This is a genomic window from Streptomyces sp. NBC_00536, assembly GCF_036346295.1.
Taxonomy (GTDB): Bacteria; Actinomycetota; Actinomycetes; order Streptomycetales; family Streptomycetaceae; genus Streptomyces.
The window spans coordinates 7231481-7254289 of the sequence record NZ_CP107819.1 but is presented as its reverse complement, the minus strand read 5'-3'; the positions used below and the strand labels follow the sequence as shown (position 1 = coordinate 7254289).

At 75.9% G+C, this 22809-nt stretch carries 6 protein-coding genes; all 6 read right to left on the bottom strand.

Annotation, left to right across the window (positions count from 1 at the left end; all coding sequences use genetic code 11):
* Nucleotides 1-30: 30 nt before the first annotated feature.
* Nucleotides 31-6534, bottom strand: coding sequence for an amino acid adenylation domain-containing protein (locus tag OHS33_RS30960; RefSeq protein WP_330333707.1), 6504 nt, complete (start codon nt 6532-6534; stop codon nt 31-33).
* Entirely contained in the window at nt 6531-11141 is a 4611-nt protein-coding gene (locus OHS33_RS30955; protein ID WP_330333706.1) for a non-ribosomal peptide synthetase, read from the bottom strand. Before OHS33_RS30955 ends, OHS33_RS30960 begins: the two co-directional genes overlap by 4 nt.
* A 35-nt stretch (nt 11142-11176) precedes the next feature.
* Nucleotides 11177-12586 (bottom strand): serine hydroxymethyltransferase, encoded by a 1410-nt coding sequence (gene glyA, locus OHS33_RS30950; RefSeq protein ID WP_330333705.1) that lies wholly within the window; start codon nt 12584-12586, stop codon nt 11177-11179.
* Nucleotides 12583-15840, bottom strand: a complete 3258-nt coding sequence (locus tag OHS33_RS30945; RefSeq protein WP_330333704.1) for a non-ribosomal peptide synthetase — start codon at nt 15838-15840, stop codon at nt 12583-12585. Before OHS33_RS30945 ends, glyA begins: the two co-directional genes overlap by 4 nt.
* A gap of 95 nt (nt 15841-15935) precedes the next feature.
* Nucleotides 15936-17303, bottom strand: a complete 1368-nt coding sequence (locus tag OHS33_RS30940; RefSeq protein ID WP_330333703.1) for a cysteate synthase — start codon at nt 17301-17303, stop codon at nt 15936-15938.
* A complete protein-coding gene (locus OHS33_RS30935; protein WP_330333702.1) occupies nt 17300-22747 on the bottom strand; it encodes an amino acid adenylation domain-containing protein in 5448 nt (1815 codons plus the stop codon). The genes OHS33_RS30940 and OHS33_RS30935 overlap by 4 nt, the downstream gene beginning before the upstream one ends.
* Between the last annotated feature and the right edge of the window lie 62 nt (nt 22748-22809).

Here is a 22809-nt window from a genome sequence, read left to right as displayed (position 1 = left end):
GACCGGGCGGGGAGACCGGGCAGGCAGGGCTCAGGCGGTGGCGAGGCCTGCCTCGGCTTCCAGTTCGGCGAGGAGGCGCACCAGTTCGTCCGGGTCGGTCTCCTCGGCCTGGAGCTGCACCACCCGCAGGGCCAGCTCGGCCACGGTGGGGGCCTCGTAGAACACCCGCAGGGGCACCTCGACCCGGCAGGTCTCGCGCACCCGGGCGGCGAAGCGGGCGGCCAGCAGCGAGTGCAGGCCCAGGTCGAAGAGGTTGTCGTGGACGCCCACGGCCGCCAGGCCCAGCAGGTCCCCGGCCAGCTCCGCGATCTCCGCCTCGGCGGGGGTACGGGGGGCCACCGCGGCGGCGCCGGTCAGCTCGGCGCGGCCGGGCCGGGGCAGCGCGCCGCGGTCGAGCTTGCCGTTGCCGTTGAGCGGCAGCGCGGGGAGCAGGACGAGCGCGGCGGGCACCAGGTACTCGGGCAGCCGCTCGCGCAGCGCGGCGCGCAGCTCGAAGACGTCCGGCTCCGTCCCGGGGGCGGCGACCACATAGCCGACCAGCCGCTTCTCCCCCGGCTCGTCCTCGCGGACGATCACCGCGGCGGCGCCGACCTCGGGGCGTTCGGCGAGCCGTGCCTCGACCTCGCCGGGCTCGATCCGGTGGCCGCGGATCTTCACCTGCTGGTCCGCGCGGCCGATGAACTCGACCTCGCCGTCGGCGCGGTGGCGGGCCAGGTCGCCGGTGCGGTACAGCCGGGCGCCGGGCGCGCCGAAGGGGTCCGGGACGAAGCGTTCGGCGGTCAGGCCGGGGCGGCCCAGGTAGCCGCGGGCCAGACCGGCGCCGCCCAGGTGGAGTTCGCCCGGGGAGCCGATCGGTACGGGCGCTCCGGCCGGGTCCAGGAGGTAGACGGTGGTGTTGGCCAGCGGTCGGCCGATCGGCAGGCCGTCGCCGTCGACCGGCCCGGCGTCGACGCGCCGGGTGGTCGAGGTGCAGGTGACCTCGGTCAGCCCGTAGACGTGTACGAGCGGCACTCCGTACCGCTGCCAGGCGGCCAGCCGGTCGCGGCGCACCCGCTCGCCGCCCATCGCGACGAACCGCAGGCCGGCGGGGAGCGCGGCGCCGGTGCGCTCCAGTTCGGCGGTCCAGTCGTGCCAGTAGGCGGTGGTCAGTTCCAGGCCGGTGATCCGGTGCTCGGCGAGGTAGCCGGTGAGGTCGGTGCCGTCGGCCAGCAGCCGGGCGCCGGGCAGCACCACGGTGGCGCCGGCGGCGAGGGCCGGGAACAGCTCCTCCAGCAGGACGTCGAAGCCGGTGGAGGCGAGTTGCAGGAAGCGGTCGCCGGGGGCGAGGCGGAATTCCCCGGCCATCGCGAGGGTGAAGTTGACCAGGCCCCGGTGGGTGAACATCGAACCCTTGGGCACGCCGGTGGTGCCGGAGGTGAAGAAGACGCAGGCCAGCGCGTCGGGTTCGGTCGCCTCCCGATGCACCGCCTCGACCGGCGCCTCGTCGGGGGCCTCGATCGGGGCCATCGGCAAGGTGCCGTCCAGGACCCGGCCGGGCGCGCTGCCGTCGGTGAGCACCAGTTGGGCGCCGGACAGCTCCAGCAGCAGCCGGAGCCGCTCCTCGGGCAGCGCCGGGTCGAGCGTGGTGAACGCCGCGCCCGCCTTCAGCACCCCGAGCAGGGCGGTGACCAGCAGGGGCGTGGGGGCCGCGTGCACCGCGACCACGCTCGCCGCACCGATCCCCAGGCCGCGCAGCCGGGCGGCGCACCGCTCGGCGGCGGCCTCCAGCTCCGCGTAGCTGGTCGTACGGCCCTCGTGTTCCAGCGCCGGGGCGCCGGGGGTGCGGGCCGCGGCCGCCGCCACCAGGTCGTGCAGGCCGCCGGACGGGAGGGGGCGGGCGGTGGCGTTCCAGTCGGTGAGCGCGGTGCGGCGCTCCTCGGCGTCGAGCAGCGGGAGCCGGGAGAGGGCGGTGCCCGGCGCGTCGGCGGCGGCTTCCAGGAGCACGCCGAAGCGGTGTGCCAGGCGGACGACGCTCTCCGCGTCGAAGAGGTCCGTCGCGTACTCCACCGTGAAGGCGAGGCGGCCGTCCCGCTCGGCGGCGGTGAACATCAGGTCCATCAGGCAGGAGCCGGTCTGCGCGTCCACCGGTTCGACGTCGAGCCCGGCGAACCCGGCCCGGGGCGGGCGGGCGCTCTGCAGGGTCAGCATGGTCTGGAAGACCGGGTGCCGGGCGGGGTCGCGCTCGGCTCCGACGGCGTCCAGCACCTGCTCAAAGGGGACGTCCTGGCCGTCGAAGTCGGCGAGCGCGCGGTCACGGGTGCGCTCCAGCAGCTCGGCGAAGGCGGGGTCGCCGGACAGGTCGCCGCGCAGGGCGAGGGTGTTCACGAAGCAGCCGACCAGGCTGTCGAGTTCGCGCTGGCCGCGGCCCGCGACGGGGGTTCCGACGACCACGTCGTCGGCGCCGGAGAGCCGTCCCAGCAGGGTCTGGTATCCGGCGAGCAGCACCATGAACAGGGTGGCGCCGTGCCGGGCGCCGAGGTCGCGCAGCCGCTGCGTCAGCTCCGCGGAGAGGGTGAACTCGTGGACCTCGCCCGCCAGGCTCGGGGTGGCAGGGCGGGACCGGTCGGTGGGCAGTTCCAGGACGGGCAGGGGTCCGGTCAGCCGCTCGCGCCAGTGCTCCAGCTGGCCGGTCCAGCGGCCCTCGGCGGCCCTGTCCGCCTGCCACTGGGCGTAGTCGGCGTACTGCACGGGCAGCGGGGGCAGGTCGTGGCCGTCGTAGAGCGCGGCCAGGTCCTCGACGAGTACGCCCATGGACCAGCCGTCGAGCGCGATGTGGTGGATGACCAGGACGAGGAGGTGCTCGGCCGGTGCGGTGCGCAGCAGCAGGGCGCGCAGCGGCACCTGGGCCGCCAGGTCGAAGGGGCGGGTGACGAAGGCGTCCGCCAGCTCCTCGGCCCGCTCGCCGGGGGCGAGGTCGTGGACGGTCAGCGGGGCCTCGCCGATCTCACTGGCGGGCAGGACGCGCTGGACCGGTGCGCCGTCGGTCTCCGGCAGGACCGTGCGCAGCACCTCGTGCCGGGCCATCAGCGCGCGCAGCGCGGCGGCCAGCGCGACCGGGTCGAGGTCGCCGCCGATGCGGACGGCTGTGGGCACGTGGTAGGCCGGGTTGCCGGGGGCGAAGCGGTCGAAGAGCCACATCCGCTGCTGGGCGAAGGAGAGCGGCAGGGGGCGGGAGCGGTCGGCGGGGGTGACCGGCGGCAGCGGGGCGGCGGGCGCCGGGCCCGCGGCGGAGCGCAGCCGTCCGAGCAGGGCGGCCTGCGCGGCCACCGTGGTGGCGGCGAACACCTCGCGCAGCCGCACTTCCACGCCGCATTCCGTGCGCAGCGCGCTGACCAGCCGGTTGGCGAGCAGCGAGTGGCCGCCCAGGGCGAAGAAGTCGTCGAGGACGCCGACCTCGGGCAGCTCCAGCAGGCGCTGCCAGATCGCGGCGACGGCGGCTTCGTCGGGGGTGCGGGGGGCGATCCGGTCCGCGGTGCCGGCGGCCACGGCCGGTTCGGGCAGTGCGGCCCGGTCGACCTTGCCGTTGGGTGAGAGGGGCAGGGCCGCCAGCTCGGTCCACAGAGCGGGGACGAGGTGGCCGGGGAGCCGCTCGCGCAGCCAGGCGGCCAGCTCGGGACCGGAGACGGGGCCGGTGCCGGAGACCGGGGCGCCGTCCCGGCCGGTCGCGGGCACCCAGTAGGCGGCCAGGCGGCGCTCGCCGGGGGCGCTCCCGCGGGCCACCACGACCGCGTCGCTGACGCCCGGGTGCCCGAGCAGGACGCCGGTCACCTCGCCGGGCTCGACCCGGAAGCCGCGGATCTTGACCTGGTTGTCGGCCCGGCCGAGCAGCTCCAGTTCGCCGTCGGCCCGGCGGCGGGCGAGGTCGCCGGTGCGGTAGAGGCGCTCGCCCGGCACCCGGCCGTACGGGTGCGGCACGAAGCGTTCGGCGGTCAGGCCGGGGCGGCCCAGGTAGCCGCGGGCCAGGCCCTCGCCCGCCACGCACAGTTCGCCGGGGACCCCCGCCGGTACCGCGCGCAGCGTCGCGTCGAGGACCAGCAGCCGCTGGTTGAGCAGCGGGCGGCCGTAGTGCACGGGGCCGGGCCCGGCGTCCTCGGGGACCAGGTACTCGTTGTTGCAGAAGGCGGCTTCGGCCACACCGGCCGAGTTGACGACCCGGCAGCCGGGGGCGGCGGCGCGCAGCCGCGGCGGCAGCGCGGGCGGCAGGACGTCGCCGCCGATCATCGCGGTGCGCAGACTGTCGAGGGCCAGGCCGTGTTCCTCGGCGGCGGCGACCATCGCCTCGGTGCCGGCGGGACCCATCGACCACACGGTGACCCGGTGCCGGGCGACCAGCTCGGCCCAGTGCCGCGGGTCGCGTGCGGTGTCCTGCGCGGGGTAGACGACGGTGGCTCCGGCCACCAGCGGGGCCAGGCAGTCGTGCACGGCCGGGTCGAAACTCGGCGAGTGCAGCGCGATCATCCGGTCGCCGGGGCCGAATCCGTGCGAACGGGACAGTCCGGCGAAGGTGTTGACGATGGCGCGGTGCGTGACGGCGACGCCCTTGGGGCGTCCGGTGGAGCCGGAGGTGTACACGAGGTAGGCGAGGCTGGCCTCGCCCGCGGTCGTCGACTGCCCTTCCTCGTGGGCGAGTCCGTCGTCGGTACGGCCGAACTCGGGCCCGTCGGCGGGGATCTCCTCCAGCAGCAGCACCTCGGTGCCGGGCGGGAGCGCGGCCGCGGTGGACCGGTTGGCCAGCACGACGGCCGGGGCCGCGTCGGCCAGCATGTAGGCCAGCCGGTCGGCGGGGTAGGAGGGGTCCAGCCCGAGGAAGGCGCCGCCCGCGCGCAGCGTGCCCAGCATGGCGGCGCTGAGTCCGGCCCCGCGCTCCAGGCAGAGCGCCACCGGTGTGTCCGGCCCGACACCGGCCCGGCGCAGCCGGTGCGCGATCCGGGCGGCCCAGGCGTCCAGGGTCCGGTAGTCCAGGGTTCCGGCCGCGTCGGTCACAGCGTCCGCGCCGGGGGTGCGGGCCGCCTGGCGGGCGAACAGCTGGTCCACCCGCAGTCCGGCGGGGAACTCCCCGTCGGTGTCGTTCCAGCCGTGCAGCTCCCGGTCCAGCTCGGCCCCGGTCAGCATCGGAAGGCCGGAGAGCCGGGTCTCGGGGGCGTGGACGGCGGCGCTCAGCAGGGTGGTCCAGTGGCCGAGCAGCCGGGCCACCGTCGGGGCGTCGAAGAGGTCGAGGGCGAATTCCGCGAACCCGGTGAAGCAGCCGTCCTCTTCGGTCAGTTGGAGGTCGAGGTCCATGTGTGCGCTGTCGCGGTCGACGGGCACCGGCTCGACGTCCAGGCCGGTGAGCGCGGGCGTGGTGGCGGGGGCGTTCTGGAGGACGAAGCCGACTTGTGCGAGGGGGTTGCGCGACAGGTCGCGGCTGGGCGCCAGCTCCTCGACCAGCCGGTCGAAGGGCAGTTCCTGGTGGTCGAAGGCGTCCAGCGCGCTGCCGCGGACCCGCTCGACGAGCTGGGCGAAGGTGGGGTCACCGGCCAGCGAGGTGCGCAGCAGCACGGTGTTGACCAGCGAGCCGACGAGCCGTTCCGTGCCCGGGGCGCGGGTGGCGGGGCCGGTCGCCACCACGACGTCCGTGGTGCCCGCGTGGCGGCCCAGGACCGCCTGGAAGGCGGCCAGCAGCACCATGAAGGGGGTGGCGCCCGCGCTCTTGCACAGGTCGCGCACGGCCTGCGAGGCCGCCGCGTCGAGCCGTACGGGCACGCTCGCGCCGCGGAAGCTGCGCACCGGGGGCCGCGGCCGGTCGGTGGGCAGTTCCAACGCCTCGGGGGCACCGGCCAGTTGACCGCGCCAGTAGGCGAGCAGCCGGTCGCCGAGGCCGCCGTCCAGCAGGGCCTGGCGGCCGGCCACGTGGTCGGCGTAGCGCACGGGCAGTTCGGGCAGCCGGACCGGCCGCCCTTCGGCCAGGGCGGCGTGGCACTCGGAGAGTTCGGACATCATCAGGCCGAAGGACCAGCGGTCCACCACGATGTGGTGCAGCACGACGACGAGCAGGTGATCGCGCGGCCCGAGCGCGATCAGCTCGGCCCGCAGCAGCGGTCCCTTGGTCAGGTCGAAGGGCTCCTCGGCGAGCCGCCCGGCCAGGCCGCGCAGCTCGGTGTCGGTGGCTCCGCCGGCCTCGGTCAGGCCCAGCTCGAAGGCGCGGCGCGGCAGCACCAGCTGGACCGGGGAGCCGTCGCGGGCCGGGAACACGGTGCGCAGGGCCTCGTGCCGGTCGACCAGCAGCTGGAACGCGCGCTGCAGGTGCTCGGTGACCAGCGGTCCGCGCAGCCGCAGCGCGGCCGCGGTGTTGTAGACCCCGCTGGGGCCCTCCAGCCGGTCGACCAGCCAGAACCTGCGCTGGGCGGCGGAGGGCGGCAGCACCTCGGCGGTGCGGGGGGTGGTGGCCACGGGGTGCTCCTTCACGGGGGCGGGGGTGGGGGCGGTGGTGTCCGGCGGGGTCGCGGTGGTGCTCACAGCTCCCCGCCCATCAGTGCGGCCAGGTCCTCGGCCGACAGGTCGTCGAATCCCGCGTCCGTGGCCGGTACGGACTCCCGCACCGGTGCGGCGGGGGCGTCCGGGGCCGCCGCGGCCGGGGCGCGGCGCACGGTCTCGGCGTACTCGCCCAGGACCGGTGCCTCGAACAGCGCCCGTACGGTCAGCTCGCGGCCCAGGGCTTCGCGGACGGCGGCGGTGACCTGGACGGCGAGCAGCGAGTGGCCGCCGAGGTCGAAGAAGTCGTCGGCGAGGCCGATCCGCGCGACGCCGAGGACGGTGCTCCAGATCTCGGCGAGGGCCCGCTCGGTCTCGTCGCGCGGGGCGAGCAGGGCGGTGGAGCCGGTGGACCAGTCCGGCGCGGGCAGGGCGGCCCGGTCGAGCTTGCCGTTGGCGGTCAGCGGGAGCGCGTCCAGCGTGACGAAGGCCTCCGGGACCATGTACTCCGGCAGCCGTTCCCGCAGGTGGGTGCGGAGCCGGGGGACGAGGCCGCGGGCGGCGCGGCCGCGGTGCGGGTCGTTGGCCCAGTGCGGCCAGGGCAGGCCCGCGTCGTCCCCGGCGGGCGGCAGCGCCGTCAGCGGGTCGGTTCCGGCGGGCCGGAAGGCGGCGTCGAAGCGGCCGAGCGGATCGCCGTCCGCCCAGCTCAGCTCCACGGTGAGGCCGAACTCGGCGGCCAGCTCGCGCAGTTCCTCCGGGTCGAGGGCGGTGACGTCCTCGATGGCGGGGGCCTCGGAGGCGGCGAGCCGGGCGGCGGTGCGGGCGTCGGCGTACACCCGGGCGTTGGGGATGCCGGTGACCACCAGCGGGGAGCCGTCGGGCAGGCCCTGCTCCAGCAGGCTCCGGAGGTCACCGCCGGTCCACGCCAGGGTGCGGACCGGGGCGGCGGGGGCGGGCGCGGTGTCCAGGTGCAGCACCGCGTCGTAGCGGTAGCGGGTCATCTCGTTGGTGTCGCGGCCGGGCTTGAGCCGCACCTCGACGCGGCCGATCCGCGGGATCTCCCGGCGCAGTGCCTCGAAGAAGCGCGGGTCCAGCAGGAGTTCGTCCTCCTGGCGGACGGCGAGGCGGACTTGGCGGGCCAGTTCGACGTCCCCCGCTCCGGCGGGCAGGCCCGGCCGGAGCACCGAGACCTGGAAGGCTTCCAGCAGGGCCAGGTGGCGCACGTCGCCGACCACGATGCGGCCGCCCGGGGCGAGTACGGCGGCGGCCTTGGTGAGCACCTCGACGAGGTAGGCGGCGCTCGGCAGGTACTGCGCCACCGAGTTGACGATCACGGTGTCGAATTCCTCGCCCGCCAGGTCGTCCACCTCGTGCCCGGCCCGGCGCAGGAGCCGTACGTGCTCCCAGCGTTCCGGGAGGTGGCGGCGGACGTGGGCGACGGCGGTCTCGGACAGGTCGAGGCCGGTGTACTGCTCGCACGCGCCGGCCAGCCGGAAGAGGAGCAGGCCGGTGCCGCTGCCGATCTCCAGGATCCGGCGCGGGCCGGTGCGGCGGACCAGGCCGACGGTGTCCTCGACCCAGCGCCGCATCTCGTCGGCCGGGATCGGCTCGCCGGTGTAACTGCTGCTCCATCCACGGATGTTGAAGGTGGGGTCGTCCCCGCCGACCTGCTCGTACTGGTCGTAGGCGGTGTCGAAGACGGTGCGCCAGCGGTCCACCTGCTCGGCGTCGGCGTCGGCCGTACGGGCCGGCCCCTGGTCCGACGGCGGAGCCGGGACGGTCTCCTCGCCGGGGACCAGGTAGGCGACCAGGCCGGTGCCGCCGTCCGGGGTCTCGAGGGGCAGCACGGCCGCGTGGCGCACGCCCGGATGGGCGCCCAGCTCCGCCTCGATCTCGCCGATTTCGACCCGGTGTCCGCGGACCTTGACCTGCTGGTCGATGCGGCCCAGGTACTCCAGCGTGCCGTCGGGCAGCCGGCGGGCCAGGTCGCCGCTGCGGTACAGCCGCGCGCCGTCGCCGAGCGGGGAGGGGACGAAGCGCTCGGCGGTCAGGCCGGGGCGGCCCAGGTAGCCACGGGCCAGGCCGTCGCCCGCCACGCACAGTTCGCCGGGGACGCCGGGCGGGACGGGCTCGCCGCGCCGGTCCAGCAGGTGCACCGCCAGGTCGGCGAGGGGGCGGCCGATGACGCTGCCGGAGGCCGTGAGGTCAGCCGGGCCGAGGGTGTGCGCGGTGACGTGCACGGTGGTCTCGGTGATGCCGTACATGTTGACCAGGCGCGGGCCGTCGGGGTGCCGGGCGGCCCAGTCTCGCAGGGTGCCCGGCTCCAGGGCCTCGCCGCCGAACACCACGTGCCGCAGGGCGAGCGGCCGGGCGCCCGGCACATCGGCCGCCGCGTCGGCGTCGGCGAACTGGCGGAACGCGGTGGGCGTCTGGCTGAGCACGGTGACGCCCTCGGCGCGGACCAGCGCGTGGCAGGCGGCGGGGGTGCGCCGGGCCTCCTGCGGCACCACGGCGATCCGGCCGCCGTGCAGCAGCGCGCCCCAGATCTCCCAGACGGAGAAGTCGAAGGCGGCGGAGTGGTAGAGCGACCAGACGTCGTCCGGGCCGTAGGACACGTCCGCGGCGGCCGCCTCGAACAGCCGCAGCACATTGCCGTGGGTGAGCAGCGCGCCCTTGGGGCGGCCGGTGGTGCCCGAGGTGTAGATCACGTACGCGAGGTGGTCCGGACCCAGCGGGGCGGGTTCCAGCGGTCCACCGGTCAGTGGCTGGTCCGTCAGCGGCTGGTCGACGTCCAGGGCCGTGATCCCGTCGGCGAGCCCGGCGTGTTCGGGGTCGGCGACCAGCGCCACGGCGCCGGAGTCGGCGAGGGTGAAGGCGAGGCGCTCGGCCGGGTGGCGCGGGTCGAGCGGGACGTAGGCCCCGCCGCTCTTGAGGATGCCGAGGATCCCGGTGACCAGACGTACCGAGGGTTCGACGCAGATCGCCACGCGGCTCTCCGGGCCCACCCCCAGCGCGCGCAGCCGGTGGGCCAGGGCGTCGGAGCGCCGGTCCAGCTCGGCGTAGGTGAGCCGCTCCGGGCCGCAGCCCACCGCGATCGCGTCGGGCCGCAGCCGGACCTGTTCGGCGAAGGCCGCGGGCAGGCTGGGCGTGCCCGCCGCGACGGTGTGCCGGGCGGCGCCCGCGGCCAGTTCCGCGCGGCGCTCGGCGCCGGTCAGCAGCGGCAGGTCGGCCAGCCGGGTGTCCGGGTCGGTGACCGCCGCGTCCAGCAGGCGCAGCCACTGGTCGATGAACCGGCGTACGGTGTGCTCCTCGTACAGCTCGGTGCTGTAGTCGGCGAGGCCGGTCAGGCCCTGGGGGGTCTCGGTGACCTGGAGGTGCAGGTCGAACTTGGCGGTGCCGGTGTCCACCGCGGCCACGTCCATCCGCAGGCCGGGCAGCTCGATCCGGGACTCGGGGGTGTTCTGGAGGACCAGCAGCAGGTTGGCGAAGGGGGTGCGGCCGCCCGCGTCTCGGTCGGGGCGGACCTCCTCGACGATCCGTTCGAACGGCACGTCCTGGTGGGCGTACGCGGAGAGCGCGGACTCCCTGATGCGGCCCATCAGTTCGCGGAAGGTCGGGTTGCCGGAGAGGTCGGCGCGCAGCGGCAGCATGTTGACGAAGAAGCCGATCAGGCCCTCGGTCTGCGGGTGGTTTCGGTTGGCCACCGGCGAGCCGACGACCAGATCCTCCTGTCCGCTCCAGCGGTGCGCCACGGCCGTGAAACCGGCGAGGAGGGCCATGTACAGGGTGGCGTCGTGGGCGCGGGCCAGGGCGGTGAGCCGGGCGGCCAGGTCGCCGTCGAGGCGCCACGGGAAGCTGGCGCCGGCGAAGCTCTGCCGGGCGGTGCGCGGCCGGTCGGTGGGCAGGTCCACGGTGCTCGGGGCGCCCGCCAGCCGTTCGCGCCAGTGCGCCAGCTGGCCGTCCAGCACGTCGCCGGAGACCTTCTCGTGCTGCCAGAGCGCGAAGTCGGCGTACTGCACCGGGAGTTCGGGCAGCTCGGGCGGTCCGGCCGCGTCGGGCCGGTAGTGGTGGGCCAGTTCGCGCACCAGGATGTCCAGGGACCAGCCGTCCGCCACGATGTGGTGGATGGTGAGCAGCAGCAGGTGCTCCTCGTCGGCCGTCTTGACCAGCCCGGCGCGCAGCAGCGGTCCGGCGCCCAGGTCGAAGGGGCGGCGGCTCTCCTGTTCGGTCAGCTCGGCGAGCGCGGCCTCCCGGGCGTCGTCGGCCAGGCCTGAGAGGTCGGTGAGCGGCAGTACGACCCCGGCCGGGGCGTGGACGACCTGCTCGGGGCGGCCGTCCTCGACGCGGAAGGTGGTGCGCAGCGCCTCGTGCCGCGCCACCACCCGGCCCAGGGCCCCGGCGAGCGCGGCGGTGTCCAGGCGTCCGGTCAGCCGGACGGTGCAGGCGATGCTGTAGAGCGGGCTCGGACCGGCGAACTGCTCGACGAACCAGAGGCGCTGCTGGGCGAAGGACAGCGGCAGCGCGGCCCCTTCGGGGCGGCGGGCGATCAGGTCGGCGGGGGCGGTGCGGGCGAGGCCCTGCTGCTGGAGCAGCTTGGCGAGCAGGCGGCGCTTGTCGGAGGAGAGCGCGGTGCGCTGGGGTGACTGGCTCATTGGGTGGTCCCGGGGCGTCGGTGGCGTGGAGTGGGTCAGGCCGGCAGGTGGTGTGGGAGCGGGAACTCCCGGCAGAGCCGGGTCACTTCGCCGCGCACCTCGGCGCGGACGGCGGGATCGAGGGTGAACTCGCGCTCGCCCAGGGCCACCACGGCGGTGAGCACCCGGTCGATCAGTGCGGCGCAGCGGCGCATCTCGGCCGGGCCCATGGCGCGCAGCGCGAGCGTGTTGGTGCCGAAGCGGATGCCGCTGGTGACCCGGGGGCCGTGCGGGTCGCCGGGGATCCGGTTGCGGTTGACGACGATCCCGCAGTCGGCCAGCGCGGTCTCGGCCATCGCGCCGGTCAGACCGCTGGGGCCGAGGTCGAGCAGCACCATGTGGTTGTCGGTGCCGCCGGTGACCAGGGTGTGGCCGAGGCCGGTGAAGGCGTCGGCGAGTTCCCGGGCGTCGAGCACCACGCGCTCGGCGAGGTCGCGGAACTCCGGCTGGGCGGCGATGTCGAAGGCGCGCGCCTTGGCCGCGACCGAGCCCAGGTCGGGGGTGCCCTGGAGGAAGGGGAAGGTGCCGTGTGCGATGGCCTGGGCCAGGGTGCGGCGGGTGCCGGGCAGCGGCATGTCGGCGTCCCGGCCGAGCAGGATCAGGCCGCCGCGCGGCCCGTAGAGCTGCTTGTAGGTGCTGGTGGTGGTGGCGTGGGCGTGGTCCACCGGGCTGGGGTGCAGTCCGGCCGCGACCAGGCCCGCGATGTGGGAGATGTCGGCGAGCAGGAAGGCGCCGACCTCGTCGGCGATCCGCCGGAACCGGGCGAAGTCCACGGTGCGCGGGTAGGCGCTGGCGCCGCAGACGATCACCTTGGGCCGGTGGGTGCGGGCCAGTTCGGCGACCTGATCGTAGTCGAGCATGCCGTCGGCGTCGGTGCCGTAGCCGACCGCGTGGAAGAAGCGGCCCGACACCGAGGCCGGGGAGCCGTGGGTGAGGTGCCCGCCCGCGCTCAGCTCCATGCCGAGCAGGGTGTCGCCCGGCTCCATCAGGGTGCACAGCACGATCTGGTTGGCGGTGCTGCCCGAGTGCGGCTGTACGTTGGCGTACCGGGCGCCGAACAGTGACCGGGCCCGGTCCACCGCGAGGCGTTCGACCTCGTCGACCAGTTCGCAGCCCGCGTGGTAGCGGGCGCCGGGGTAGCCCTCGGTGGTGACGTTGGAGATGCTCGCTCCGGCGCAGGCCAGGACCGAGGGGTCGGCGCTGCTGGAGGCGGCCACCATGGCCAGGGTCTCGTTCTGCCGGGCGTGTTCGCGCTCCAGCAGGCCGCTGAGGTGCGGGTCGGCGGCGGCGAGGCGGTGCGCGCCGAGGCTCGCGTACTCGGCGAGGACACCGGTGCCGGTAGCCGTGCCGGTGACCGTTCCCGTGACCGCTTCCGTGGTCGTGGCGGCGGCGGTGGTGGTGCTCATGCGTTGCTCTCCTCGTGTTCGGCGAGCAGCCCGTGGGCCTCCTCGTCGGTCATCTCCAGCAGTCCGGCCACGACGTGGGCCACGGCCGCCACGTCGGTGCCGCTCTCGCGGCCCCGGGCGGTGAGGCGCACCGCCTGTTCGGCGAGGGTGGGTGCCTCGAACAGCTCGCGCAGCGGCAGTTCGACGCCGAAGGTCTCCAGCAGCGCCGAGGCGAGCCGGGTGGCGAGCAGCGAGTGCCCGCCGAGTGCGAAGAAGTCGTCCTCGGCGCCGACCCGGTCGGTGTCCAGGAGTTCGGCCCAGAGGGCGGCGAGGACCAGTTCGGTCTCGTCGCGGGGGGCCACGTAGGCGGCGGCGCCGTGGTCGGCCCGGCCGTCGGGCTCCGGCAGCGCGGCGCGGTCCACCTTGCCGTTGGGCGAGAGCGGCAGCGCGTCCAGCGTCACGAAGGCCGCCGGGACCATGTACTCGGGCAGCTCCGCCTTGAGCAGGGTGCGCAGTTCGGCGACGGAGGGGACGGCCTCGGGGGCTCCGTCCGGCACCAGGTAGCCGATCAGGCGCCGGTCGTCGCCGCTGCCGCGGGCGGTGACCACGGCCCGTTCGATGCCCGCCTGGCGGCGCAACACGGCTTCGATCTCGTCCAGTTCGATGCGCAGGCCGCGCAGTTTGACCTGGTGGTCGAGGCGTCCGATGAGTTCGATGACGCCGTCGGCGCGGGTGCGGGCCAGGTCGCCGGTGCGGTACATGCGCGCCCCGGCCGGTACCGGGCCGGTGCCGGCGCCGGGGTGCGGGCGGTAGCGGTCCGCGGTCAGGCCCGGGCGGCGCAGGTAGCCGCGGGTCAACCCGGTTCCGGCCAGGCAGAGTTCGCCGGGGACGCCGACCGGGGCCGGTTCCAGGGCGGGGGTGAGGATCACGGCCTGCTGGTTCACCATGGGGCGGCCGTACGGAATGCTCGTCCAGGCCGGGTCGGTTTCGCCGACCGGGTGGGTGATCGAGTGGATGGACGCCTCGGTGGCGCCGCCGAGCGCGATGAAGGCCATGTCCGGTGCGAGGCGGCGGAAGCGCCCGGGCAGGGTGACCGGGATCCAGTCCCCGCCGAAGAAGGCCGCCTTGAGCCGGGGCAGCCGCACGCCCCGCTCCTCCCCCGCCCGGACGAAGGCGTCCGCCAGGGCCGGGGCCGAGTTCCACACGGTCACCTTGTGGCGGCGCACGAGGTCCACCCAGTGGTGCGGGTCGCGGGCCCGGTCGGGGTGCGGCATGACCACGGCGCCGCCCGCCGCGAGGATGCCGAGGGTCTCGTAGACGAACATGTCGAAGCTGGGGGACGACAGGCCGAGCACGCGGTCGCCGGGCCCGATGCCGTAGGTGTGGTTGAGGTCGAGCAGGTTGTTGACGACGCCCCGGTGGGGTACGGCGATCCCCTTGGGCGTGCCGGTGGAGCCCGAGGTGTAGATGACGTACGCCAGGTGGTCCGGGCCGGGTCCGGCGGCCGGGCGCCGCCGGGTGGCGGGCCACTGTCCGGCGTCCTCCACCTCCAGCACCTCGGCCCCGACGGCCGGGAGCAGTCCGGCCAGGGCCCGTTCGGTGAGGACCACCGGCGGCGCCGCGTCCTGGAGCATGAAGGCGAGGCGCTGCGCGGGGTAGGCGGGGTCGAGCGGCAGGTAGGCGCCGCCCGCCTTCAGGACACCGAGGACGGCGGCCACCAGGGCCGGGCCCTTGGTCAGGCAGAGGCCGACGGTGGTGTCCGGTCCGACGCCCAGCCCGGTCAGGCGTCCGGCGATCCGCTCGGCGAGCGCGTCGAGTTCCGCGTAGCTCAGTTCGCCCGCGGGGCCGACGACGGCCGGTTCCTCCGGGCCCGAGGCGAGCTGCCGCTCGAAGAGTTCGTGCAGGCAGGAGTCGGCCTGGGGGTAGGTGTGTGCGGTGTCGTTCCACTCCACCAGGGCGCTGTGCCGCTCGGCCGCGGTGAGCATCGGCAGGGCGGAGAGCCGGGTGGCGGGGGCTGCGACGGCGGCGGCCAGCAGGGTGCGCCAGTGGCCGAGCAGCCGCTCGACGGTGGCCGCGTCGAAGAGGTCGCTCGCGTATTCGATCGTGCCGGTGTACGCGCCCCCCACCTCGCGGATCTGGAGGTTGAGGTCGATCTGCGCGCCGCCGCGCGGCACTTCCCGTACGGTCACGGCCAGGCCGGGCAGTTCGGGCGGCGCCAGCGGCGCGTTCTGCACCAGCAGCAGCGACTGGACCAGCGGGTTGTGGCTGAGGGCGGGGCCCGCCGCCCGCTCCGGGAGCATCCGCTCGAACGGCAGGTCCTGGTGCTCGAAGGCCGCGAGGGCGGCCGAGCGGACCCGGCCGAGCAGCTCGTCGAAAGTCGGGTCACCGGCGTGCGAGGTGCGCACCGGCAGGATGTTGATGAAGCAGCCGATCAGCCCTTCGGCCTCGGCCGGGCGCACCGCCGCGCCGGTGCCGACCACGATGTCCTCGCTGCCGCTGTGCCGGGCCAGTACGGCCTGGAAGGCGGCCAGCAGCGCCATGAACGGGGTGACCCCGGCCCGGCGGCACAACGCCCTTATGCCTGACGTCAGTTCGACGGGGAGTTCCACGGTCAGCGCGGCTCCGCGCAGCGACTGGACCGCCGGCCGCGGCCGGTCGCAGGCCAGCTCCAGCAGCTCGGGAGCACCGGCGAGCGCGCGGCGCCAGTACGCGTGGCTCGGCTGCTCGTCTCCGGCGGTGCGGGACTCGTTCTCCCATACCGCGAAGTCTCCGTACTGGAGCGGAAGTTCGGGCAGTTCGGCGGAGCGTCCGGCATAGCACCGGCCCAGTTCGGCGAGCAGGATGCCGATCGACCACATGTCGGCCACCAGGTGGTGCACGGTGATCGCCAGCACGTGGCGGTGCGGGGCCCGCCGGTGCAGTACGGCGCGCAGCAGCGGGCCGCGGGCGAGGTCGAAGGGGCGGGCGGCGTCGGCGGCCAGGACCGCCTCCAGCTCGGCGTCGGCGGCCTCGTGCGCCTCGCGGATCTCCAGTGCGAACGACGGCTGCTCGGAGACCAGTTGGACCAGTTCGCCGTCGGCCTGCTCGAAACAGGTGCGCAGCGATTCGTGCCGGTGGACCAGCTCGGTCAGCGCGCCCTCCAGGGCGGCGGTGTCGAGCGGGCCGTCCAGGTGCAGGGCGAACGGCAGGTGGTAGGCGCTGGTGCCGGGGATCAGCCGCTCCACCAGCCAGATCCGGCGCTGGGCCGAGGTGGCGGGAAAGGCGAACTGCTGCATGGTCTGCTCTGCTCTCTGCCGACCGGAGGGGGTGGGGTCGAAGTCGAAGGCGGGTGGGCGATCGGAAGCGGGGGCGGGGCCCGGAGCCGGGGCGGTCATGCGCCGGTCACCAGGTAGGCGGCGGCCTCGGCGCCCAGTCCGGCCGGGATCCGCAGGTCGGGGGTGACCGGGACGGGCGGGTGGGTGGCCGCGCGGCGGGCTCGGCCGCCGCCGGTGACGTGCAGCAGCACGGTGTCCCGGGGCCGGATCCGTCCCGCGGCGACCGCCCGGCGCAGGCCGGCCAGGGCCACCGCCGCGGCCGGTTCGATGTCGTTGCCCTCGGTCCGGGCGAACAGCGCCCCGGCGGCGGCCGCTTCGGCGTTCTCCACCGCGAGCAGCTCCCCGCCGCTCTCGACGAGGCACTCGCGCACCCCGCCGGCCACCGCGTACGGGGGCTTGCGGGTGGTGAGTTCCTGGGCGTGGGCGGCGGCCACCGCCGCCCGTACCCCGGGGCCGTCGCCGATGACCGGCTCCGCGAGGCCGGACTCCCAGGCGCGGACCATCGGCGCGAACGGGGCGCTCTGGCAGAGCGTCAGCCGCGGCAGCCCACCGGACACCATGCCCGGGTGGCTGCCCGGCTGGTGCGCGGCCGGGAATCCGGCCGCCCGCAGCCGCCGGGCCGCCTGGTGCGCGGCGATCGCCCCGGCCCCGCTGCCCACCGCCTGTACGTAGTGGTCGGGCAGCCGGCCGATGGTCTCGGCGGCGGCCAGCAGCGCGGTGCCGAGACCGTCGCGCCGGGCCACGTTGCGGGTGCCGCCCTCGGCCTGGAAGCCGGGCCGCGCGGCGATCGCGTCGGCCAGTTCGATGGCGTCCGTGTAGTCACCGGCCACCGTCACCAGCCGTACGCCGTCGGCGCGTTCCCCGGCGGCGGCGAGTGCGGGCAGCGCTGTCTCCGGCACCACCAGCACGCAGTCCACCCGCTGCCGCGAGCAGGCCCGCAGGAAGGCCGCGGCGGTGTTCCCGGCCGAGGCGACCACCAGGACCGGCGGGCGCTCGGGCAGCCGGGCCAGTACCGCCTGCGCCTCCAGCTCCTTGAAGCTGCCGGTCTCCAGGGCCGCGCCGCGCTCGGGCCAGTGGCCGCTGAAGGCGACCCACAGCTCGGTCAGTCCCAGCGCGCGGCCCAGCGCCTGGGCCCGGTAGGTGGCGCCGATCGCGCCCTCGGGCAGTTCCCGGCCCGCGGTCGGCAGCCAGCAGGCGTAGCGGAACGGGCCGCTTCCGGATCCGGGGGCGAACGTACGCGCGTACTCGGTGCTCAGCAGTCCGGGCCGGTGCCCCGCCGCGCAGTCCAGCCGCAGTCCGTCGTCCTCCCGGCTGTCGTGGCAGACCGGACATCGCAGGCGGTACGGGCGCTCCGGCGAAGCGGCGCCGGGGCCGGCTCCCGGCCGGTCGCTGCGACCGGCCGGGAGGTAGGGGACGTAGGTCATCGTGCGTCCCCCTCGGCGGCCGCGCCCGCGAGCACCGGGCGCAGCGCGCCGTCGGACCCGCGGCTGACGGCGTAGCGGGTACGGTCCACCCGGACCGGGGCGGTCCGGGTGGCCTGCGCTCCCCCGGGCCGCTGGGCCGCCGCGTCGACCAGGGCGGCCACGGCGGCCACCGTGGGCCGGTCGAACAGCTGGTGCAGCTGCGGTGCGGCGCCGAACTCGGACCGCAGGCGCTCGGCGAAGCGGGCCAGCAGCAGCGAGTGCGCGCCCCGGTCGAAGAGGTCCTCGTGCCGTCCGATCCGTTCGGCCCCCAGCAGTTCGGCCAGCAGGGCGGCGATCCGCTGCTCGGTCGGTCCGACGGGCTCCTCCACGGCGCCCGTCGTGCCGGGGTGCTCCGGCTCGGGCAGGGCCCGCCGGTCCACCTTGGCGTTGGCGGTCAGCGGCAGCTCGTCCAGGGTCACCAGCAGCGAGGGGACCGCGTAGCCGGGCAGCGTGCGGCGCAGCAGTTCGCGCAGCTCGGCCGGGGCGGCGGGCGTCCCGTGCTGTTCCAGGTACCCGACCAGGCGGGCCCGGGCGCCCTCGCCGTCGACGACGACCGCCGCGCGGCGGACGGAGGGCAGCCGCTCCAGGGCGGTCTCGATCTCGCCGAGTTCGATCCGGTGTCCGTGCAGTTTCACCTGCGTGTCGGTGCGGCCCACGAAGAGCAGCGCGCCCCCGGGCCCGCGCCGCACCAGGTCTCCGGTGCGGTAGAGCCGCGCCCCCGGCGCGCCGCCGAAGGGGTCCGGTACGAAGCGCTCGGCGGTCAGGCCGGGGCGGTCCAGGTAACCGTGGGCCAGGCCGTCGCCGCCGATCAGCAGCTCGCCGGTGAACCCGGCCGGGACCGGGTGCAGCAGTGGATCGACCACGTGGAGGCGGGTGTTGGCGACCGGGGTGCCCAGCGGCAGTTCCCCGTCGGCCGCGGTCAGCTCGCCGCGCGCCGACCAGACGGTGGTCTCGGTCGGACCGTAGACCTGCCAGAGCCGCGCACCGCGGGCCAGCAGCTCGGCGGCCTGCGGCGCGGGGAGCCGCTCGCCGCCGCACAGCGCGGTCAGTCCGGGCGTGCCCTGCCAGCCCGCTTCCAGCAGCAGCTGCCAGGTGACGGGGGTGGCCTGGAGGTGGCTGATCCCGCCGCCGTCCAGGCAGGCGCGCAGCCGCGAGCCGTCGCCCGCCGTGGCCGCGTCCGCCAGGTGCACGGTCGCGCCGTTGACCAGCGGCAGGAAGTACTCCAGCGCGGCGATGTCGAAGGCCGGGGTGGTGACGGAGAGCCAGCCCGCGCCGGGGGCGAGCGCGAGGTCCCGCTGGAAGGAGGCCAGCAGGTTGGCCAGGGCCCGGTGCGGGACGACGACGCCCTTGGGGCGGCCGGTCGAACCGGAGGTGTGCAGGACGTACGCCGCCGCCTCCGGGTCGGTCCGGGTGTCGGCCGTACGCCGCCACTCGCCGATGGTGTCCATGGCCAGCACGGTCCAGTCCCCGGCGGGCACCCTCGCGGCGGGCAGGTCGGTCAGTACCGCGGCGGCCGCGCCGTCCGCCAGCACCAGCGCCAGCCGGTCGGCCGGGTGCCCGGGGTCCAGCGGCAGGTAGGCGGCGCCGGACTTGAGCACGCCGAGCAGCGCGACGAGCAGCCGCGGGGTGCGCGGCAGCAGGACGGCCACGGTGCGGCCGGGGCCGATGCCCAGCGTACGCAGCCGGGCGGCGACCCCGTCGGCGAGCCGGTCCAGCGTCCCGTAGTCCAGCTCCTCGCCGCCCTCGGGGCCGGCGGCGCGGACCGCGACGGCCAGCGGGGTCCGGGCGGCCCGGGCCTCGAAGCCGCGCACCACCCCGTCGGCCGGGTCGTAGCCGAGGGCGGTGTCGTTGCCCTCGGCGAGAACGGCCCGCAGCTCGGCCGGGGCCAGCAGCGGCAGTTCGCCGGCCGGGCGGGAGGCGTCGGCCGCGATCTCCGCCAGCAGGGTGGCGAAGTGGGCGGCGAAGCGCTCGGCGGTGGCCGGGAGGTAGCGGTCGGTGTCGTAGCGGACCGCACCGGCGAGACCGTCCGCGGCCTCGCCCAGGGTCAGCTGGAGGTCGAACTGGCTCCCGCTGACCGGCAGTTCGATGGTCGAGCAGTCCAGGCCACCGAGGGCGAAGGGGACGTCGCCGCGGCCGGTGGCCATCGCCACCAGCGCCTCGGCGTGCTCGCCCGGGGCCTGCTGGAGGCTGAACAGGCTGCGCACCAGCGGCCGTCCGCCCTGGTCGCGGTCCGGGCGGATCAGCTCGACGAGTGCCGGGAACGGCACCTCGGCGCCGTCCAGCGCGAGCCGCGCGCCCTCGCGCACCCGCCCCAGCAGGGCGGTGAACGGCTCGGCGGACTCGATCCGGACGCGCAGCGGCACCGTGTTGACCAGGCAGCCGACCGTGCCCGCGAAGGCGGCGTCGTCCCGGCCGTGGGCCGGGGTGCCGACGACCACGTCCTGCTCGCCGGTGCTGCGGGCCAGCAGCAGCTGGAAGGCGGCCAGCAGCACCGTGTACAGGGTGCCGCCCTCGCGCCGGGCCAGCGCCGTCAGCGCCGCGGTGGTGGCGGCGTCCACCCGGAGCGGGACGGCCGCGCCGCGCAGCCGCTGGCGCCGGGGCGGCAGGTCGGCGGGGAGCGAGGTGCCGGACCGGACCCCGGCCAGGGTGGTGCGCCACTGGTCCAGCCGACGCTGTCCGGCCGCGGTGTCCGGCAGCCCGGTCTGCCGCCGGGCGAAGGCCGTGAACGGGGCGGAGCCGGTCTCCCCGTCGGGCAGGGGCTCCGCGCGCAGCGCCGCCGGGTAACCGGTGGCCAGCTCGTCCAGCAGCAGCGACAGGGACCACAGGTCGGCCACCAGGTGGTGGGCGGTGAGGACCAGCCGGTGGCCGCCCTCGGCGCCGGTGAACAGGCGGGCCCGCAGCAGCGGTCCGGTCTCCAGACCGAAGGGCTCCTCGGCCGCCTCGGTCAGCCGGGCGGCCAGCTCGGCCGCGCTCCAGCCGCGGGCGTCGGTCCGCTCGAAGGCGGGCGGCAGGTCGGCGTGCACCCGCTGCACCGGGCCCTGTTCGGTCCGGGGGAAGGTGCTGCGCAGTACGGCGTGCCGCCGGGTCAGGCCCGTCAGCGCGGTGTTCAGGGCGGCCGGGTCGAGGTCGCCGTGCACGCGGAAGGCGGTGGAGACCAGGTAGGCGGGGCTCTCCGGGGCGACCTGGTGCAGCAGCCAGAGGGCGCCCTGGTTCGGGGAGAGCGGGTGGTCTCCGGGCTCGGTGGGTGCGGTGGGCTCGGTGGGTGCGGTGGAGCCGTCCGCCGCGGCCGGTCCGGACGTCCCGGCGGCCTCCTCGGAGCGCTCGGCGAGCAGTGCGGCCAGTCCGGCCAGGTCCAGGTCGAGCGCCTCGGTCAGGGTCAGGTCCACGCCCAGGGCGGTGTGCAGTTCGTGCCGCAGCCGGACCGCGCCGAGCGAGTCCAGGCCCAGTTCGGTCAGCCGCTGTCCGGGCGCGAGGTCCTCCGTGGCCAGTCCGAGCCGGGCCGCGAGCAGCCCGTACAGCGCGGCCAGCAGCAACTCCGGGCGTGCGGCCGGGTCGGCGGCCCGCAGCGCGGCGGCGTCCAGCGCCACCGTCCGCTCGGCGGCGGCGCCCTGCGGGCGGCCGCTGTGGGCCAGCGCGGTGAGGTCGCCGTCCTGGTAGGAGGCGGCGCACACGTGGCGCTGGACCTTTCCGCTGGAGGTGCGCGGCAGCGTCGCGGCGCGGATCAGCACCACGGCGGCCGGTCGTACGCCGTGCGCCTCGGCGACGGCCTCGCGCACCGCGCGGGCCAGCGCGGGCAGATCGCCGTCCTGGTGGTCCCGGGACACTTCCTGGACGATCACCAGCTCGGCGTCGCCGCCCAGTTCGACCTGGACGGCCGCGCCGCAGTTGGCGCGCAGCGCGGGGTGGACGGCCGAGACGGTCTGCTCGATGTCCTGCGGGTAGTGGTTGCGGCCGCGGACGATGATCAGGTCCTTGAGGCGGCCGGTGACGTACAGCTCGCCCTCGTGCAGCAGGCCGAGGTCGCCGGTGCGCAGGAAGGTGGGACCGGCTGCGGCGGGCGTCCCCTCGGGCGTGCCGTCGGGCGTGCCGTCGGGCGTGCCGTCGGTGACGATGCGGGCGCCGAAGGTGGCCTCGGTGTGTTCGGGCCGGTTCCAGTAGCCCTGGGCCACGCTCGGGCCGGAGAGCCAGATCTCGCCGATGCCGCCGGGGGCCACCGGGCGCCGGGTGACGGGGTCGACGATCTCCAGCCGCTGGGAGTCGTCCGGACGCCCGCTGCTGACCAGCTCGGTGGTCCCGTCGGCCTTGTCGGCCCCGTTACCCTCTGCCGCCGCGTCGCCGGTTCCGGCGAGCAGCGCGTTCGGGGCCAGGTGGCGGGCCGGGGCCGTGCCGTGCGGCTTGCACGAGACGATCAGCGTGGCCTCCGCCAGCCCGTAGCAGGGGGTGAAGGCCTCCGCCCGGAAGCCCGCCGGGGCGTAGGCGGCGGCGAACCGCCGGAAGGTTTCGGCGCGCACCGGTTCGGCGCCGTTGAACGCCACCTCCCAGCTGCTCAGATCGAGTCCGGCCAGCACCTCGGGGGTGGCCAGGTCGGCGCACAGGTCGTAGGCGAAGTTGGGGCCGCCGCTGACCGTGGCGCGGGACCGGCTGATCTCGCGCAGCCAGCGCAGCGGGTCCTGCCCGAAGGAGGTGGGGGACATCAGCGAGCAGGAGCCCGCGTAGTACAGCGGCTGGAGCATGCCGCCGATGAGCCCCATGTCGTGGAAGAGCGGCAGCCAGGACATGCCGCGGGTGCTGCCGGTGGTGCGGAACGCCCGCTGGATCAGGGCCGAGTTGTGCAGCAGGTTGCCGTGCGTCAGCACCACGCCGCGCGGCGCCGAGGTGGAGCCGGAGGTGTACTGGAGGAACGCCACGGTGTCGGCGCCCACCGACGGGTGCGCCCACTCCCCCGCCTCCGACTCCGGCACCAGGTCGGTCGCCAGCAGCCGCAGTACGTCCATCACCGCGCCGTCCGGGTCATCGGGCAGCAGCCGGTCGCGGACGGCGGCGGTGGTCAGCGCCACCGTCGCCCCGCAGTCCGCGACGATGTCGACCAGCCGCTCCACCGAACGCGGGCGGCGGTTGGGCGGGTACACCGGCACCGCGACGGCCCGGGCGTACAGGCAGCCGACGAAGGAGACCACGTAGTCCAGACCCGGGGGCTGGAGCAGCAGCACCGGACGGTCGGTCAGACCGAGCCGCTGCAGCCGGGCGGCCACGGCCCGGGCCCGCCGGTCGAGCTGTCCGTAGGTCAGCCGCTCGACGGGCGCGTCCTCCCTTCCGGAGAACTCGAAGGCCGTACGGTCCGGATCCGCCGCCGCGGTGGCGGCGATCGCCGAGATCCAGTCCTGATGCTCAAGTCGCGGGTCCACGCGTTCTTCCCTCACCGTTCGGTGTCCGATGCCCTGTTCCTGCTGCCGCCGTCGGCGGCCGT